This is a genomic window from Paenibacillus sp. FSL K6-2393 (assembly GCF_038002545.1).
GTDB lineage: Bacteria > Bacillota > Bacilli > Paenibacillales > Paenibacillaceae > Paenibacillus.
Genome location: NZ_JBBOCU010000001.1, coordinates 3,626,959 through 3,645,915, shown reverse-complemented (window position 1 = coordinate 3,645,915; position 18,957 = coordinate 3,626,959). Strand labels below are relative to the sequence as shown.

Sequence of the window (18,957 nt, the reverse complement as noted above, 5' to 3'; positions counted from 1 at the left end):
TACATGAAGCTTCGAGATAAGTTACTGCTCATGTATGTCTTATCTGTGTTTATTCCCATCGTTGTTACCAATGTGGTGTTCTACAATGTCACATCCGCCAATATTCGCAGTCAGAAAACTCGTGATGCCGGCATGGCCTTGAACAATCTGAAGAACGACCTGCGGGTAACCATTGATCAGGGCGTCGGCCTCTCTTATTCGTTATATACTGACCCTGTATTCAATGACACCATCTCCCGTTCATTTCAAAGTCATTTTGAGTACATTGACGCTTATAATTCCTATCTAAAAGGGCAATTCTCCGGTCAATTGAATCAGGGAATTCGCTGGTATCAAGTGTATACCGATAATTCTACCATTCTATCTTCCGGTTATATTGATCGTTTAACTGACGTGGTCCGAAGCTCTAACTGGTACGTTCAATTTCAGGCATACACCGCCCCTTATCCAGCACTGATCTCATCGGATCAGATGATAAGTCTGGTTCAACGGCTCGACAATCTGGACACAGGGGGGAGAGAGCAGTTACTTAAAATTGACCTGAATATGGATATGATCAAGCAGTATTTTCACAACAGCGGATTTGATGGAAAAGTGTATCTTCTTGATCCGGGGGGACACATCCAATTTTCAAATGATCCTACAGCAGAAGCTCAGATAGGGAAACGTTACAGCGAGATCCAGTTTCCGAACAAAATGATTCCCTTTGAACTTACGTATACAGGCATTAACTATCTGGAAGGTTGGTCCCTACATGGAGTAATGGATGAAGAAATTGTGTTGAAGGAGGTGCGAAAGTCCCGTTCCTTCGTAGTATGGCTGGCTTGCATTAATTTTGTCCTGCCTTCTATTATCATCGCGGCGATGTCCAGATCCATCCATGTCAGGCTGGTACGTATTCTGAAACATATGAAAAAAGTAAAAACACAAAATTTCCAGACGATTCCGCCTGAAGATGCAAGAGATGAAATAGGTCAACTTACGATGGAATTTAATCGAATGACCGAGACGATCCATAACCTGATTCATGAGGTATATCTCGCTGACATCCAAAAGAAAGACCTGGAGTTAAAGCAGCAGCAAGCGCAGCTTCATGCACTTCATAGTCAGATCAACCCTCATTTTTTGTTTAATACCCTTGAGTCGGTACGTATGCGGAGCCTCATAAAAGGCGAGAAAGAGACTGCCAAAATCGTGCATAACATGGCCAAGATGTTTCGCAAGTCGATTAGTTGGAATCAGAATGATGTGACAGTGAAGGAAGAATTGGAACTCATCGAGAGTTTTTTGCAAATTCAGAAATACCGCTTTGGCGAAAAACTCCAATATACCATTGAGGCAGATCCTGCGGTACTGATGTACCGAATCCCCAAGATGGTTATCCTCCCCTTTGTTGAGAATGCAAGTATTCATGGAATTGAGTCATCTCCGGGTGTAGGCATCATTCAACTCTTTGTTTCAATGGAAAATGACCAGCTCCATATCAGACTAACGGATAACGGTATAGGGATGTCACAAGCAAAATTGGAAGAGTTGCTAAGTTACCTGGATCAAAACACCGATATGGGAGAGCATGTTGGCATGAAAAATGCGTATAGTCGCTTAAAACTTTGTTATAAAAATCACTTTACATTCGACATCCAGACATGGGAAGGAGAAGGTACGCGTATCCAAATTAAGCTTCCACTTGATCCATCAGCCATGCCAGGCGACTAAATATGAAGGATATACTTTTCAAAGTAGGAGGTACACTTTCATGGGTAACTTTGAAAGCGCTATCTTGATATATTGAGAAGGCTTAAAGACAAAAACATTACTTTAAGGGGGCATTTGCTACATGTTTAGAAAAAGAAACATTATAACAGGTCTGGCCATTTTACTGGCTGTAACCCTGGCAGGTTGTAATAAAGCCAGCCCGGAAGCCTCTTATCCTGACAGTAATGACAACACCCCGGTCACCTTTAAATATTTCACGTTTGGCGGTGGCAAGAAGGACATTCTGGCAAGCAGCACGACCATTGGCAAGAAGTTACAGGAACAAACGGGCGTTGACTGGAAGATGGAATATCTGGTCGGCGACGGTGCAACCAAGGCAGGTGTAATGATTGCGAGTGGGGATTACCCCGACATCATCGACTCCAGTGGTGAAATGGCCAAATTGATGGATGCGGGCTCTTTTATCCCGCTGGATGAACTGATCGATCAATACGGGCCTAACATCAAGCGGGTATACGGGCCTTATATGGACAAATTCAGACAGGAGGATGGAAAGATATATTTCTTGCCATATACTGCCAACATCGGTTATGTGTCAGAGCCTAACTTCCAGACCGGCTTTTATATTCAGCGTGCTGTGTTAAAAGAGTTCAACTATCCCAAGATCAAAACGCTGGACGAATATTTTGACTTGATTGAGCAATACAAGCAAAAGCATCCGCAGATCGATGGAAAAGAAACCATCGGCTTCGCCACACTTGCGGGTGAGTCGGGCAGCTTCTTCACCCTGCTAAATCCGGCCATGCATCTTGCAGGTTATCCAAACGATGGCAGTGTGATGGTGGATATGCAGAGTCATGAAGCCAAACTGGTAGCCGGATCTGATTATCAAAAACAATGGATTCAGAAGCTGAACGAGGTTAACGCACAGGGGATGTTTGATCCCGAATCCTTCACAATGAACCAGGATCAGTATCTCGCCAAGCTGACATCCGGTCGGGTGCTGGGATACTTCAGTTACTCCTGGCAGGTTGGAGACGCAACGAATAACCTCAAGAAGGCTGGTATTGACGATAAACGATATGTATCTCTACCGATCGTATTTGATGACAGTGTCAAAGACCAGTTTGTGGACCCACCAGGTTTTGTGAACAACTATGGTGTCGGAATTACGGTAAATGCCAAAGATCCCGTGCGAATTATTAAATATTTTGATAATTTGCTCAAGGAAGAAAACCAGATTCTGGTTCAATGGGGTGTTGAGAACGAGACGTATAGTGTGAATGATGAGGGCCGCTTTTACTTTAAAAATGATGACCAACGCAAGGCACATGAAGATCCGGAATTAAGTCGTAAGTTCGGCTTTGACTATTTTAATTACAGCTGGCCTCGTTACGGTAATAACTCCGTACTGGAGGATGGCAACGCCTATGGACCAGGCAATCAACCAGAAGTGGCTACCTTTAGTTACACGGACGGTGACAAGCTGTTGTTAGAGAAATATGGTGTGGAGACATTCACAGAACTATTCAGCACACCGGATGAGCGTCCTTGGTCTCCTGCTTGGTCCATTGCATTGGAGCAAGGCTCTCCTGAACAGATTTTTATCACCAAGGCAGAAGACCTCCAGAAGAAATATTTACCCAAAATGATTATGGATTCGCCTTCCACATTCGAGAACACATGGAATGAATATATGAGTCAATTGAATCAACTCGACAAGAAAACATACGAAGCTACGATAACACAGGCAGTTAAGGATCGTGTAGCTGGCAAATGGTGAGTGTAATCCATAAGAGAAAACACGGAACGGGGGAATATTCACATGTTAAAACCAAAATTTAGAACAGCGGGTTTAGCTGTATTACTAACAGCTTTGCTGGCTGGGTGCAGTCAGAACAGTTCGTCATCAGCGCCTTCAACCACAGGTGATGATGAGAACAGTCCAGTCACGTTCTCGTATTACATGTTCTCTCCAGGCAAGAAGGATGTTCTGGCAAGCGAAACAACCATCGGTAAAGCGTTGCAAGAGCAGACGGGTGTGGACTGGAAGATGGAATATCTGGTAGGTGATAGTGCTACAAAAGCCGGTGTCATGATTGCCAGTGGAGACTATCCTGATGTCATTAGCTCCAGTGGTGAGATGTCCAAGTTACTGGATGCCGGTGCCTATATTCCGCTGGATGATCTAATTGAGGAATACGGCCCTAATATCAAAAGGGTGTATGGACCATACTTCGATAAAATGAAAAATGCCGAAGACGGAAAAATCTATGCGCTGCCTTATACGGCTAATCAGGGTGAGTATTCAGGTAGTCCAAATGTTGGCGGAGGAGCTTTCTGGATTCAGCGATCTGTGCTCAAAGAGTTTGATTATCCCAAGATCACTACACTGGATGAATATTTTGATCTAATTCAGGATTATAAGGAAAAACATCCAACTGTCGACGGTGCAGAGACAATCGGATTTGTGTCACTTGCGGGTGTGGCTAATAACTTCTTCACGCTGCAAAATCCAGCGATGCATCTTGCCGGTTATCCGAACGATGGCAGTGTCATGGTGGACATGACTAACCATGAGGCAAAAGTTGTCGCCGGAACAGATGCCCAGAAAAAATGGATTCAGAAGTTGAATGAAATCAATGCTCAAGGCATGCTTGATCCGGAATCCTTTACGATGAATAAAGACCAGTATTTGGCCAAACTGACTTCGGGTCGTGTGTTAGGATACTTCAATTATGGCTGGCAGGTTGGAGACGCGTCGAAAAACCTGCTCTCGGCAGGCATTGATGAGAAACGTTATGCACCACTTCCGATTGTGTTTGATGAAGGAATTAAGGATCAGTATGTTGATCCTCCGGGCTTTGTCAACAACTATGCAACAGGCATCTCGGTGAATGCCAAAGACCCTGTTCGTATCATTAAATATTTCGATAATTTGCTGAAGGAAGAGAATCAGGTGCTGGTGCAATGGGGAATCAAGGACGAGACGTACAGTGTGGATGATAAGGGCAGATTTTATTTTGCAAATGAGGATCAACGCAAAGCCCATGATGATCTGGAGCTGAGCCGTAAATTCGGGTTCACTTACTTCGGATCAGACTGGCCTCGATATGGCGGTGAATCTACACTTACCGATGGTAACGCTTATAGCCCTGGCAACCAGCCAGAAGTAGCCGCTGCATCTTACACCGAGGGAGACAAGAAGTTCCTTGAAGCCTACGGTATCCAAACCTTTAGTGAATTATTTAACAAACCGGAAGAGCGGCCATGGTTCCCCGCATGGTCCATCGCCCTTGAACAAGGATCACCTGAACAGATCTTCACCACCAAATCGGATGATCTACAACGTAAATACTTACCGGAAATGATCTTGGGAGCACCATCGAATTTTGATAAGCTGTGGGATGCCTACATGGCCGAATTGAACAAATTGGACAAAGCTGGTTATGAAGCGACCATTACCAAAGTTGTGAAGGATCGTGTAGCAGGAAAATGGTAATACGAACACTTTAAATGCGTGTTCAAAAGCGGACTTTTTGAACAATCTCTTTAAAACAAACTGTTACTTGCGCAGGAGAGACGAAAGAGCATAAACTCCGCTTTCTCCTCGCATGATGAACAGCATAGGAAAGGAGCAGGTTCACCGTGGAGAAACCTAATGTCTCCCTTAACTCGATGCCGCCAGCCTCGAATTCGAAGGGAACCAGAGCACATTCGTTCTTCAAACGTCTTGTGCAACAACGAACACTTGCCTGGATGTGTATACCGTTTGTCATCTGGGCTTTTATCTTCAAGTACCTGCCGTTATGGGGATGGACCATGGCTTTTCAGAATTTCAAACCAGCGAGGTCCTTCTCCGATCAGCAGTGGGTAGGCTGGCACCATTTTAGTACGTTATTTGAAGATAATACCTTCTACCGGGTACTGCGAAATACACTCGTCATGAGTTCCATTAAACTGGTGTTGGGATTTGTGACAGCAATTACACTGGCCCTTTTATTAAATGAGCTTAAAAATGTCATATTTAAACGTTTTGTGCAAACTGTCAGTTATCTGCCTCACTTTATCTCGTGGGTTGTTGCCTCCAGCATTGTATTAACCGTCCTGTCACCAGACGGAATTATTAATCTGTTGCTGATGAAGCTTCACTTGATTGACAGTCCGGTACTATGGATGGGGAAAGGTGAATACTTCTGGGGTATTCTGGGGGCAACTGAGGTCTGGAAAGATGTCGGTTGGAACACCATTATCTATCTGGCAGCGATTACGGCAATTGATCCTGCGCAATATGAGGCTGCCGAGATTGATGGCGCCAGTCGCTTCAAACGGATGTTATATATCACCCTGCCTGGCTTGAAACCGGTTATTGTGATCTTGTTGATCATGAACATGGGAAGTATTCTTGAATCCGGATTCGAACCACAATATTTGCTGGGTAACGGGATGAATATGGACTATTCGGAGAATCTGGACATCTTTGTACTGAAATATGGATTAGGGATGGGGAACTTTTCCTTAGGTACAGCAGCCGGCATATTCAAAACTGTGGTCAGCTTCATCTTCCTTTTCTCAGCGAACTATATAGCGAAAAAAATGGGAGAGAGCAGACTATTCTAAAAGGAGGCCTATGCCATGCGAAAAGGAAACACATCCCGCTTGCGGAATAGCAGCACCGGGGATCGAGCGTTTGACACCATTAACATGATCTTCATGGTATGTCTGATGATTGTGACGATCTATCCCTTTGTTAATATGATTGCCGTATCCTTCAATAATGCAAACGATGCCATTCGAGGTGGAATATATCTATGGCCTCGTGTATGGACACTGGACAACTACAAATACATTTTTGGCGAATCCGATATTTATCACGCCACTCTGATCTCGGCGCTGCGTACGGTCATTGGAACCGTGGTGTCCGTCTTCTGTACAGCCATGCTCGCGTATACGGTTAGTCGTCAGGAATTTGTACTTCGCAAGTTTGTTACGATGTTTTTTGTATTCACCATGTACTTCAGCGGGGGGTTAATCCCCGGTTATCTGCTGATTCGGGACCTTGGATTGATCGGTTCCTTCTGGGTATATATCATTCCGGGTGTAATTGGTGTCTTCAATATGATTGTCATCCGTTCTTTTATTGAAGGTCTTCCTGAAGGCATTCTAGAGTCAGCCCGTATTGACGGGGCAGGGGAGTTCACAACATTTATCCGCGTTGTCCTGCCGCTAACGATTCCTGCAATGGCAACCGTATCACTCTTTGTAGCTGTGGGACAATGGAATTCTTGGTTCGATGTATTCCTGTACAACTCTTCCAATAAAGAATTAAGCACGTTGCAATATGAATTGATGAAGATTCTGCAAACTTCAACGACCTCAGCGACTTCGTCAGCAAGTGATGCTTATCAGTCTGCCGAGAGCAATGCAACGGCGGTTACGCCAACATCAATTCGAGCGACCATGACCATTATTGCAAGCGTTCCTATTCTGATGGTGTATCCGTTCTTGCAGAAATACTTTGTACAGGGCATGACAATTGGCGGTGTGAAGGGATAGTCAAGTACATGACGGATACTGATCAGCATTAACATGGGGGACAAAAAATCCTTCAACGTAAAGTTTCATCATTTCATAGAAGTATGAAAACGCAACAAACTGTATCGTAGTAGCGTCTATTCATCCATAGAATACAACAGGAGTGAAACAAATGCATGTAAAATGGATGACGATTATTGGTGCCGTTGTCGGCTCTATGCTTATAGGGGTGGGAACGGCAGCTGCAGAAGAAACGTTTGTTGATCTAAAGTATTCAAAGTGGGCAGAGGATGGCATCACGTATATGGCGAAACGGGGAACAGTGGCTGGATACGGCAATGGGATTTTCAAGCCTGAGGCACTTGTGACACGGGCACAAGCCGTCACTTTTATGGTGCGGGAGCTTTATCCAGATCAGCTTCAGAGAGCAGTGGAAGGCACAACCTATTCGGATGTTCCAACGACACACCCTTTCCATCGAGAAATCATGATAGCTGCTAAAAATGGACTTGCAAGTGGTTTTCCTAACGGAACCTTCCGTCCGGACGCACCACTTAGCCGCGCAGAGACTGCGGCCTTCCTTACACGGGCATATGCACTCGTGGAAGGTAAGAACCCCGCAAAATGGACAGATACGGACAAGCATTGGGCAGCAGCACCCATTCTTATTATGAGTTCAAACGGCTTGGTCGGCGGTTATTCAGATGCCACCTTCCGTCCGAATCAAGCTGTCACGCGCGCTGAATATGCCGTATTTATGGCCAGAGTAATTCGCTTCGAACGTGAAGCGGCCATTCGGACACAAGATTGGGATAAGCTGATATCCTATATGACGGTAAGCGAGCAAGTTGGTCAGATGCTTATGCCTGACATTAGGCAATGGAATGGTAAAGCGACGACGACCGTTAATGAAGGGCTGAAACGCAGTATCCATGATCAAGATTTGGGCGGGCTTATTCTTTTTGACAAAAATATTGTTGACGCGAGGCAGCTTACAACGTTCACACATGATATACAAAGAGAAGCAGGTGACATTCCTCTATTTCTTAGCATCGACCAAGAAGGAGGCGTTATTAAGCGAATACCAGGCGGCACGAACCTGCCAGGTCAAATGGCGCTTGGCGCAACTGGAGATGCAACGCTAGCCGAAGCAGCTGGTCAGCTAACTGGGGAGGAGCTGAAGGCACTGGGATTGCAGATCAATTTTGCGCCAGTGCTGGACATCAACAGCAATCCCGATAACCCCATCATTGGTATACGGTCTTTTGGCTCGGATGCGGATTTGGTGACACGGCTTGGTCTCGCAACGATTAAAGGGCTCCAGCAATCAGGGGTGATGGCGGCAGTTAAGCACTTTCCGGGACATGGAGATACAACAGTAGATTCCCATCTTGGTATGCCTGTGTTGGCCCATAACCGAGAACGGCTTGATGCGGTAGAATTAAAACCGTTTCGGGCTGCAATCAAAAATGGTGTAGAGATGATTATGACCGCGCATATTGCTTTCCCTGCCATAGACAACGAACATGTTACTTCGCTCAAAGATGGTGAACGTGTGCCGATTCCTGCCACCTTATCGAAAAAGGTACTGACAGGACTTCTTCGCGGAGAACTGGGATATGAAGGACTCATCGTGTCGGATGCCTTTACCATGAATGCAATTGCGGAGCATTTTGGGGAGAATCAATCGGTAGAACGCGCCGTTTCCGCAGGTGTTGATATCATCCTTATGCCAAAAGATTCAGCAGCGGCCCATCAAACACTGGTGAACGCGGTGAACAATGGAACGATCAAGGATGAAACCATACATGCATCTGTGAAACGAATCTTGGAGATGAAAGCGAAATATGGTTTGTTTGAAGACAGTAAAACTCTTGCGCAAAAGCTAACTCAGCTTAACGGTATCATCGGATCGAAGGCACACCGAGCAGTGGAGCAGACAATCGCAGAGCGGGCGGTCACTGTACTCAGCAGTCGCGAAGGTGTGCTTCCTGATCCAATTAAACAAGGCGACCGGGTTGTTATTGTTGCAGCTGAGCAGGAACAGGCGAAACAGCTGGAGAAGCAACTGTTGCAAGCCGCTAATAATCTGTCGTTAAAAACTGAAATATCACTTGTTGGTCAAGGCAAAATGAATGAAACGCTCCAGGCAATTGGCAAGGCGAATTATGTCATTCTTGCTTCTTACCAATTCCGTAACGTGGCCAGCCAGTTCGGTTGGAGTGATTATCAAACCTTGATTAATGCGATGAACAAGAGTAATCAGCGATACACGCTGTTCTCACTCGGTAACCCTTACGAAACGATCTATTTGCAAAACGTGCGCTCAGGAATTGCTGTGTATGGAAAGCAGGAGCCCAATACGTCTGCCGGGATCAAAGTATTGCTTGGTCAACTGAAAGCTGGAGGACAATTGCCCGTACTAAAGGATTAACGCTTAATTAATGAATAAAAAACGGATTCCAGCATACGGAATCCGTTTTTTATTTCAAACTTTTGTTTTATCGATCCATCTACCATGCCATTACTCAGGTATTTCTTCACTACAAACAAAATGGAGCAGCATCTTCACAAATTGCTCCGTCATTCGCATATCCAATGAATTATCATGAGCAGCACGAATAGTTACCATGCGCTGGAGCATGCCCATCATCGTTGTGAAGATAAACTGAGCCAGATCCAACGGAGGGGACGGATTCTTAATACTGCCGTCAACAACACCTTGGGATAAAGCGCCCATCAGGAAATGTTTTTCTTTCCCGTTCTGGTTGAACTTATCATACTCTTCTCTTAATTCAGGACTAAAATCATACATCTCATAGTTGATATCAAATAATTGAATAAACCGGATGTAGTCTGGATGATTCTCGGCATAAACAACCCATGCATTCAACATAACCGTGAGTTGTTCCCGCCCGTTCAAGTCCTTCGTTGAAGCACGGCTAACCTCATCCGTTAAATGTTCGATCAGTTGCATCTGAATGGCTAGAAGAAGCTCATCCATAGACTGAAAATGTTTATAAAAGGTCACTCTACTAAGTTCAGCTTTTGTACATACATCCTTAATCTTCACCTGAAGCAATCCATATTTCAAAAAAAGCTCCTTACCTGCTGCAATCAAATCATCACGATGTTTGTTTCCCAATTGTTGATGCCAGTTTTCATTCACTTGTATACAATTGTCCTTTCTTCGAACGAAATGCGTTCAAGGTCAGTCCGAGAGAAGCGAGTAGCATAATTGCACCAAAAATATACGGGAAGTTTATGTTTTTGTCAAACAATAGCCCTGCGATCAGCGGGCCAATCACCGTTCCGAGACTGGAAAATGTAGTATTCAGACCCGATGCATAACCTTGCCGATCTCCTGCATTTTTGGATATTAACGTGCTGACCGAAGGCCGCAAAAACGAATTAAAGGCAAAGAATAAGGCAGAAGAGAACAGCAGAAAAACTAGGTTGACCTTAATTAACATTAACAATAAAGCTATGGGTGTGACTATTAAGGAGAGACGGATCAACTTAACTTCACCGATTCTCTGTACGAACCAATCTAAAAGCCAGATCTGCACAATGATACCGATAATCGCACCCAAGGTAATAATGATGGAGATCGTAGCTGCGTCGAATCCGTATTTTTGCTCTGCAAAAAGAGCAAATACCGTCTCATAACTCATAAGGCCAAAGGTCATAACGAGCAGCACAATCAAGTATTTGAAATAGGGGACTTTAAATGAACTCCAGATTTTCTTGCCCAAGTGATCTCCTTTTTGAAGACGGATGGAGACGTTTCGTTTCTCCGGTGGAAGTGTCTCAGGCAATAGCAGCGTCATCAGTGCCGCAATCAGTCCCAGACCCGCTGCGAAGAAATAGGGCATGCGAATACCCATCTCGGCGATGAGACCGCCCAGACCAGGTCCCAGCACCATCCCCAAGTTCATAGCTGCGCCGAAATAGCCCATGCCTTTTGCACGTGTCTCTGGCGTTGTAATATCGGCGACATATGCGAGGTTGGCAGGAACCATTAAACCGAGACTGATTCCACCGATAAACCGTGCGACATAGAGGAACGGTAATGACGTCGACAGCGCAAATATGATATCTGAAATGACAGACAGAAACATACCGGCGATGATCAACTTTTTGCGTCCAAATCGATCAGACAGTTGTCCTCCGAGAGGTGAAAAGAAGAATTGAGCGGCACCAAAGGCTGCAACTAAAAATCCTGCTACTGTGCCTCCCGCATGAAAAAGCTTCAAATACTCCGGCAATATGGGGATGAGCATCCCTTGCCCCAATAAAGCGATAAACAGATTTAACATCAGAATGAACAGTGGAAAGCGAACTGATTTTGGTAATGTACTCATGTACGTCATTAACCCCTTCATTTACATCTTGTTAACCTTTACATTGTGTAAATCATTTTAAATGATTTGAAGGAAATATGTAAATCTTTTTTTTAGTGAGTAGAGTTATAATTGAATTCACATGGAGGTGGGAACACGTGAAATTAGAGGAATTGTTTACGGTACATGTGAACATTGAGAAATCATTTGATTTACAGAATAGCGAAGATGATTCGGTTGTTATGATTACTTTTACAGGCAGCGTAACCGGAAAGTACTTTGAGGGAACTGTGCTGGGTGGAGGAGTGGATACGCAGATCATCGGGAAGGATGGTGATCCGCATACTCTATCGGCAAGATACATGATCCAAGGCAAGGATTACACAGGGCATTCCTGCAAAATTTATATCGAAAACAACGGAAATATTGATAAAACGCTGAAAACTGCTTTATTTCGTACTTCCCCCAAAATGATTACAGACAGCAAAGCCTTATCCTTCTTGAACCGTGAGACACTTATTGGAGAAGGTCATCCGACGGAGTCAGGGATAGATATAAAAATATACAGGGCGCTATGATAATGCGAGACATGTGATGACTATTTTGTTCATGTGTCTCGGAGCAAGATAGCCTGTGATGTTGATTCAGAGTCGCTAAATAAGCGGCTCTTTTTTGTCGTATGAGACTTTGCTTCAATATTTATATGTATTCTTTTACAATCAATTAACATAGGATGGATACTGCGCAGACACTTCTCACCTATAGTATGATGAGCGAAAATAAACCAATATCAGGCGAAATAAGGAGAAGACTATTCATTATGATGATCAAAAAAATCGGGATTTCAGTAGCATCACTCGCCATTTTAACGTCTGTAAGTGTGTTTGACGTATATGGCGCAGGCTCCAAACGCATGATCGAAGTGTCCGAACAATCGGCTAACGTGGTTGTGAACGGTCAAAGGGTGGAAGGCGAATCGTTTCTCTACAATGGAGTCACTTATGTACCTGCAAGAGCGATTGGGGAAGCCTTGGGGCAAGAGGTAGACTGGGATAACAACACCCAATCGGTGTTTGTTGGACAAAAAATGAACGATCAGCAGGGATACCGCGGTACCAAAACGCCATATCCTTTTAAGGAAACAAGTTATACAAAAGCTCCTAGTGGATATGAACCCATATTTATTAACTACATAGGGAGACATGGTTCCAGACATCTATCCAGTTCCAAGTACGACAAGACACTCTTTGAACTGCTCGACATCGCTGAAAAGGACGGGCAGATCACTAATCTGGGCAAAGAGCTGAAGAAGGAAATTGGCAATCTGATGAAGGTTGAAAAAGATCATTATGGATTGTTATCCACTACGGGTGGAGAAGAACTGAAAGGAATAGGGGCCAGAGTTGGGCAGAATTTCAAAGAACTATTTACATCGGATAAAAAAGTGATTGCTCAGGCAACCTTCAAAGATCGAACGCCGCAGAGCAGAGATCAGTTTATTGACGGGTTAAAGGAAAGCTTGGGAGATAACAAGGTAGACATTCTGGCTTCAGCCTTTGAAGAAGGGAAAGACCCCTATCTACGGCCCTACGACTTGGCTACGAAGTATAACGAGTATGTAGAAGATGGAGACTGGGTTAAATTATATGAGGATTATGTCACACAGAACACTGGAACGCGTTATGCAAAAGAGGTCCTTTTGCAATTTTTCTCTGAAAACTTCTATCAACGGCTGAATTCTGGAGAGTTTGAATTGAAGGATGAGAAAGGAAAAGTGAAGCTCAGCAACCCAACCGAGGCTGCTTCTAATCTATATGAACTCTACATCATTTCTTCGAATATTAAAGGAGAAGGTGACTTCGAATTCGGGCGGTATTTCACGGCTAATCAGTTGAAATGGTACGAGAGCGTTGATAATATCAATGGCTTTTATGAAAAAGGTCCATCTTTAACGTCAACGGATCTGCCGCAAAATATCATTGCACCTCTGGTCAAAGAGTTGATCGTGTCTACCGACCAGTCCATTCAGCAGAAAGACACGGCTGGTGTATTTCGTTTTGCTCATGCAGAAACCATTATTCCACTATCTTCATTTCTGGATATCGCCGGAGCTAATGTTAGTATCGACAAACCGCAGGAGGTAACCAAAAACTGGAACGGATCGGTCATCTCACCGATGGGAGCAAACATCCAATGGATTCTGTATTCCAATGGTAAGGATGTTCTTGTAAAGATGCTTAGAAATGAAGAAGAAATTGCGTTCCCGATTGAAACAAAGACCTATCCGTACTATAAATGGGATGATGTGAAGACATATTACCAAAACAAACTGCAGAAGGTAGGCGTAGAGCTAGATAGCAGCTTGGAAGATAATATCGAACTTTTACAGAAGAAATTCTAGTTGGGGATACGATATGCATTTTATATGAAAATAAAGACGAAGATGAAGAAAGCAACTCCTCTCCATGGAGCTGCTTTCTTTTTTTGCATTTTGAATGAAATGGATCAATAAAAAAATCCTAAAACAAAATGTGACCAAATGCCGTCCGTAAGAGTGTTAGAGGTATAAAGGAGGGCATAACAACCATGCAGCGATCAGTGCCCCAGCTGGGCGATCATGTGATGAAAGTTTATGAGACATACGCAGATACGCTGTTCCGGATTGCCATGGTGCACCTCGGCAGACGGGAAGACGCGGAGGAAGCCACTCAGGATACCTTCATCAAACTAATAGAAAAAGCCCCTACGTTCAACGATGCGGAGCACCAGAAAGCATGGTTGATCCGGGTCATCACCAATCATTGCAAATCCTTATTAGGCAGAGGCTGGCGCAAACGGGAGGTCAAGCTGGAGGGAGTAGATCCTCTTACAACAGACAACCCTGAAGATCACGCGCTGATCGAACTTGTGCTGTCACTGCCCGTCAAGTATAGATCGGTGGTTCATCTGTATTATTACGAAGATTATCCGATCCGAGAAATCAGCGAGATCCTGGAGATTAGCGAATCAGCAGTGAAAATGAGATTAAAACGAGGAAGACAGCTGTTAAAACTGGAGCTGGAAGGAGAGGAACTGGAATGAACGAAGAACAATTCAAACAAAACTACAAGAAAGCGGTGGATCATATGAAAACAAACGAGCAAATGAAAAAACGGGTAGAGCAATCCTTAAACACGCAACATCAGGGACCAAAACGTCAACGTAAATCACTATACATTGCAGCAAGTGTTGTTATCGCTGCCAGCATTGGATTGGCTGCGCCAAGTGTATGGCAACAATTCAATGGGCCAGCCGCACCCACACCACAGGTGGCAGCGGTGACTCCAGGCGCGTCGTTCGATCCGATTGTGATTCCGAAGATGGAGCTGCCGGATTCACAAGGTAAAGGCGCGATGGCTGATATGATGCAACTGGTTGTTTATGGAGGAAATGTATATACACAGTCCCCAACATTGCTTGACAGCACCAATGCGCTCAGCCTGCGCGGCGATAAACTGGGTACAACAACTGGCGGTATCAATGAGCTGAGCGGTCAGGATAAATACACGGAGCTTGCTTCCAACATTGGCGAAGCAGACATCTATGCGGTCAATGGCTACGATAAGGACTTCCGCATCATGTCATACACCGAGATTGATGGTCAGGTGTATGCTCAACTATTTGACAAGAACAACGGGATCACCATTGGTACTGGTGCCGACCTGATCGGCAAGCTTCATCTCGAAGGCAACATCGCCTCGGCGCAATGGGAGACGTTTAATAGCTGGAATAATGGATTGCAGCAGCTTCAACCGTTAGCAGCGGATGAAGCACTGGACAGCTTTATCTCATCGCTAAATGCTGCCAAACCGATCGCAACGAGCCCGGAGTTGGAAGAGAACCTCTACGGCAAGGAGGATCGCAAGATCATCTATCTCACACTGGAAGACAAAACGCAGGTCCCACTGGTTCTGTTTGGTGATGGTCTGGTGCGTTACGGTAATGTTCCGGCATTCCTGGAAGTGGAGAAAGGCGCGTTCCAATCATTCTGGAACAGCTTGGGCGAGTAAGGCGAAGACAGCAATCTGGCTGCACCAAAAGAGCGAACAGGGCACGCAAGTGCTTTGTTCGCTTTTTGATTATCGGTCGGATTAGATTAAATAGAATTTTTGTAATACACCAAGTGATCGGTCCATTCATTATTTTCATGTATGAAACCTTTACGTACACATTCAAATTCCATACCCACGCTTTCAGCTAACTTTACTGAAGGGGTATTATCCAAATTGATATGGGCTTCTATGCGGTGGAACTTCAAATGTTCGAATGCAATATGAAGTGCTTCATTCACTGCTTCTTTCCCATAACCTTTTCGCCAATACTGATTATGGATCGTGTATCCGAAGCTTCCCCATTGAAAATGATCTCTTGCCAAGGTAGCAATATCAATCATACTCAGATGTGTACCGTCTTCTTTTCTAAAGACACCAAATACATAAACGGCATCTGTACGCGCTAACTCCTGGTGTCGATCGACCAGATCGTGAAACCAATCCGGTGTACATTCACTCATATCCATTTTCCCTTTATCATGGCGGTGCTGGGAGGGCAAGCGATTTTCAAATTCATTCAACCAATTCTCATAATCGTCTTTCTGTAGTGGTCTGATTATTAATCGTTCTGTCTCTGAAATATGATCAAATTTTTCTGGTTTTAATATCAAAATGACATCTCCTCTGGATTGAATTTATGCTCGTGGCATAGCATTGAAATAGTCCATAACTACGCTGCGAAACTCTAAAGCGGCTTTGGAAATATACCTGTTTTTGTGCGAAAGTAGAGCGATTTCCCGAACGAGTTGATGTTCCTCTACCTGAAGATATCTAATGCGCTCATGCGGGTTTCTGGCTGTGCTAGGTATAAACGCGAGACCGATCTCCGCTTCAACAAGGGCTGTTAATCTTGCAGGCTCATCACCTTCATACACATACTTCGGTACAAAACCAACGGATTGACATACGGAATCTACCATATCACGAACCCCATACCCTTGCTTCACCCCAACAAACCACTCGTCCTTAAGCTCGGTTAATTGAATGCTGGTTCGGTCTGCATATCGATGACCCATAGGAACAGCGACTACAATCGGATCGTCATATAATAACTGACATTCGATATCGTCACCTTGAATCGGAGGGGAGGAGAGACAAAAGTCCACCTCGCCTCGATGTAGAAGTCTGGACATGTTTTCTAACGAAACCATTTGCACATGGAACTGAATATCCGGCTTGTTTTTTCGGAATTCCCGCAGTATGCCTGGCAATGTGCTTGCCGTAGTCACCGCCAATTGCAGTGTACCCTGATCCGGGTTGGAGAGGTCAGCGATTTCCCGCTTTCCTTGTTCCAATTCAAATAAGGCTTTTTCAGTTCGTTGAAGAAATGTTCTTCCAAAGTCGTTTAGTCGCAGCTTTCTCCCGATTCGATCAAATAAAGGGACTCCAAGGTCGTCCTCTAATCGTTGTATCGTTTTGCTCAGGGAGGATTGCGTGACATGAAGCTTTCCCGCAGCTTCCGTAACATGTTCGCATCGGGCCACCGTCAGGAAATAGTTTAGTTGAAGAAGTTCCATTTGCACCATTCCTTCATTCCTTCTAGTTCATCAAATCATAACATATAATGCGTTGGAATAAATGAATACGTTCAAGTAAGATAACAGCAGAAGAGAGAGAGAGGTGCACCAATGAACGTTCGAAATAAAGGATTGATGTTAGCTGTTGGACTTGGAATTATGTTGAATCCGTTGAATTCCTCCATGATTTCGGTGGCAATCTCCAGGCTACAACAAGTGTATCAACTTAATTTTACAGCCGTTTCGTGGATTATTTTATCATTTTACATTGCCAGTGCTGTCGCTCAACCCGTTATGGGCAAGTGTAGTGATTTGTTTGGCCGCAGGAAGATCTTCCTCATGGGTCTTGTTATTGTTTTTGTATCGTCCATGCTAGCTCCGTGGTCTCCCAGTTTTTCGTGGCTCATCGTATTCCGGATCGTTCAATCGATTGGCACAAGCATGATGGTGGCCGTTGGAATGGCGATTGTCAGAATGAACGTGACTGAAAAACAAGCCTCCGCCTTGTCCACCTTGGCTATATTCCTTTCAGGAGCGGCTGCAGTTGGACCTTTTGTTGGTGGAGTATTGATTCATTGGTGGGACTGGCAGAGCATATTCTTCGTTAATATTCCGTTTGTCATGGCAAGCTTTTGGTTCGCCTGGAAAACAATCCCGAAGGACGAGCAATCTCCGTCTATCTCTGGTCACATGTCCATTCGGCAATGGCTTGCGTTAATTGACGCACCAGGTATCCTGATGTTTACGGTAGCTTTGGTGACTCTGCTCATCGGTTTACTTTCAGTAAGTTCCACAGGAGATATTTCAACATGGCATCTGCTGACAGGGGGGATCGGGTTAATCGTACTCGTCATGTTCATCCGACATGAATTAAAAGCAGGCACGCCTTTTATCCCTCTGCGCACGTTTGCCTCATATCCCGAGATGACTTGGGTGAATGTGCAATACATGCTGGTGAACATCCTGTTTTACGCACTTTTTTTTGGAGTTCCTACGTTTTTGAAGCAGGTACGTCATCTCAATGAAGTTCATACAGGAATGAGCATGCTAGCTTTGGGGTTATGTTCAGTCATTATTGCACCGATCGCAGGGCGCTGGATTGACAGATCAGGATCACGGCCAGCTCTAATCGTATCCGCTTCTTTAATGACATTTGGCTCTATATTGATCGTTATTATGAACGAAACTTCTCCAATCTTCATTGTCATTGTTGCCTTAGCTTTATTTGGAATAAGTAACGGCCTAAACGCGGTCGGCATGCAAGCAGCTCTGTTCAAAAGCACACCCAAAGAAATGATCGGAGTCGCATCGGGTATTTTTAATACATCACGCTACCTGGGAACCATCTTATCGTCGTTATTAATTGGGATTGTCATGGGGGATACATTCAATGTGACAGGATTTCAGATGCTTGGAATCATCCTTACGATATTAGCTGCATCACTGATCATCATGAGCGTACATCGCGAAGCAGGTGCGGAGAGTCCGGAGCAAGTAAGCAAGTAAAATAGCGAATCTGCCGTGCAATAGCACGTTTACACCCAATGAATCAATAGCTCCATTGGGTGTATTTTTTGTTTTTCACCAAGTTGTCAGAAAGAGTTGATCCTTTCTTGAACGTTTAGGGTAGAAGACGTGTCTTTGATTGAATTAGGTAAAAATAAAGATATAATAATTTTGATTAATAGGCTTGGTTAGTACTTTAAGTGCATCAATATCAGATTTTAATAGGCATCCAATGCTGGAGCCAACAGG

15 protein-coding genes are annotated in these 18,957 nt (G+C 44.4%); 11 read left to right on the top strand and 4 right to left on the bottom strand.

Features of this window, described 5'->3' with window-relative positions; all coding sequences use genetic code 11:
• Positions 1-3 precede the first annotated feature (3 nt).
• The 6 genes from MHI14_RS16085 (at position 4) to MHI14_RS16060 (ending at position 9,685) form a co-directional block, all read left to right on the top strand.
• Positions 4-1,716, top strand: a complete 1,713-nt coding sequence (locus MHI14_RS16085) for a sensor histidine kinase (RefSeq protein WP_341130762.1) — start codon at positions 4-6, stop codon at positions 1,714-1,716.
• 121 nt (positions 1,717-1,837) lie between these two features.
• Positions 1,838-3,499 (top strand): ABC transporter substrate-binding protein, encoded by a 1,662-nt coding sequence (locus MHI14_RS16080; RefSeq protein WP_341130761.1) that lies wholly within the window; start codon positions 1,838-1,840, stop codon positions 3,497-3,499.
• Between the two features lie 42 nt (positions 3,500-3,541).
• The gene (locus tag MHI14_RS16075) at positions 3,542-5,218 is read left to right on the top strand and encodes an ABC transporter substrate-binding protein (RefSeq protein WP_341130760.1); all 1,677 of its coding nucleotides are present in this window, start codon (positions 3,542-3,544) and stop codon (positions 5,216-5,218) included.
• A 176-nt stretch (positions 5,219-5,394) separates the two neighbouring features.
• The gene (locus tag MHI14_RS16070; RefSeq protein ID WP_341131712.1) at positions 5,395-6,336 is read left to right on the top strand and encodes an ABC transporter permease; all 942 of its coding nucleotides are present in this window, start codon (positions 5,395-5,397) and stop codon (positions 6,334-6,336) included.
• A gap of 15 nt (positions 6,337-6,351) precedes the next feature.
• On the top strand, positions 6,352-7,272 hold the full coding sequence (locus MHI14_RS16065) for a carbohydrate ABC transporter permease (RefSeq protein WP_215077816.1): 921 nt from the start codon (positions 6,352-6,354) through the stop codon (positions 7,270-7,272).
• Positions 7,273-7,423: 151 nt separating this feature from the next.
• Positions 7,424-9,685, top strand: a complete 2,262-nt coding sequence (locus MHI14_RS16060) for a glycoside hydrolase family 3 N-terminal domain-containing protein (RefSeq protein WP_341130759.1) — start codon at positions 7,424-7,426, stop codon at positions 9,683-9,685.
• A gap of 90 nt (positions 9,686-9,775) precedes the next feature.
• Here the strand turns inward: MHI14_RS16060 and MHI14_RS16055 are convergent, their stop codons facing one another.
• Positions 9,776-10,396, bottom strand: a complete 621-nt coding sequence (locus tag MHI14_RS16055; protein ID WP_341130758.1) for a TetR/AcrR family transcriptional regulator — start codon at positions 10,394-10,396, stop codon at positions 9,776-9,778.
• 16 nt (positions 10,397-10,412) lie between these two features.
• Positions 10,413-11,615, bottom strand: coding sequence for an MFS transporter (locus MHI14_RS16050; protein WP_341130757.1), 1,203 nt, complete (start codon positions 11,613-11,615; stop codon positions 10,413-10,415).
• Positions 11,616-11,752: 137 nt separating this feature from the next.
• Between MHI14_RS16050 and MHI14_RS16045 the strand changes: the two genes are divergently transcribed.
• The 4 genes from MHI14_RS16045 (at position 11,753) to MHI14_RS16030 (ending at position 15,643) form a co-directional block, all read left to right on the top strand.
• A complete protein-coding gene (locus tag MHI14_RS16045; protein ID WP_341130756.1) occupies positions 11,753-12,172 on the top strand; it encodes a DUF3237 domain-containing protein in 420 nt (139 codons plus the stop codon).
• A gap of 242 nt (positions 12,173-12,414) precedes the next feature.
• A complete protein-coding gene (locus MHI14_RS16040; RefSeq protein ID WP_341130755.1) occupies positions 12,415-13,995 on the top strand; it encodes a histidine-type phosphatase in 1,581 nt (526 codons plus the stop codon).
• A gap of 185 nt (positions 13,996-14,180) precedes the next feature.
• On the top strand, positions 14,181-14,675 hold the full coding sequence (locus MHI14_RS16035) for an RNA polymerase sigma factor (RefSeq protein ID WP_339309444.1): 495 nt from the start codon (positions 14,181-14,183) through the stop codon (positions 14,673-14,675).
• The gene (locus MHI14_RS16030; RefSeq protein ID WP_341130754.1) at positions 14,672-15,643 is read left to right on the top strand and encodes a hypothetical protein; all 972 of its coding nucleotides are present in this window, start codon (positions 14,672-14,674) and stop codon (positions 15,641-15,643) included. Before MHI14_RS16035 ends, MHI14_RS16030 begins: the two co-directional genes overlap by 4 nt.
• Before the next feature lie 86 nt (positions 15,644-15,729).
• On the opposite strand, the gene MHI14_RS16025 is transcribed toward MHI14_RS16030, so the two are convergent.
• On the bottom strand, positions 15,730-16,296 hold the full coding sequence (locus tag MHI14_RS16025; RefSeq protein WP_341130753.1) for a GNAT family N-acetyltransferase: 567 nt from the start codon (positions 16,294-16,296) through the stop codon (positions 15,730-15,732).
• Between the two features lie 24 nt (positions 16,297-16,320).
• Positions 16,321-17,202, bottom strand: a complete 882-nt coding sequence (locus MHI14_RS16020) for a LysR family transcriptional regulator (protein ID WP_341130752.1) — start codon at positions 17,200-17,202, stop codon at positions 16,321-16,323.
• Between the two features lie 111 nt (positions 17,203-17,313).
• Here MHI14_RS16020 and MHI14_RS16015 point away from each other — a divergent pair, with 111 nt between their 5' ends.
• Positions 17,314-18,708, top strand: a complete 1,395-nt coding sequence (locus MHI14_RS16015; RefSeq protein WP_339309452.1) for an MFS transporter — start codon at positions 17,314-17,316, stop codon at positions 18,706-18,708.
• Positions 18,709-18,957: the final 249 nt, after the last annotated feature.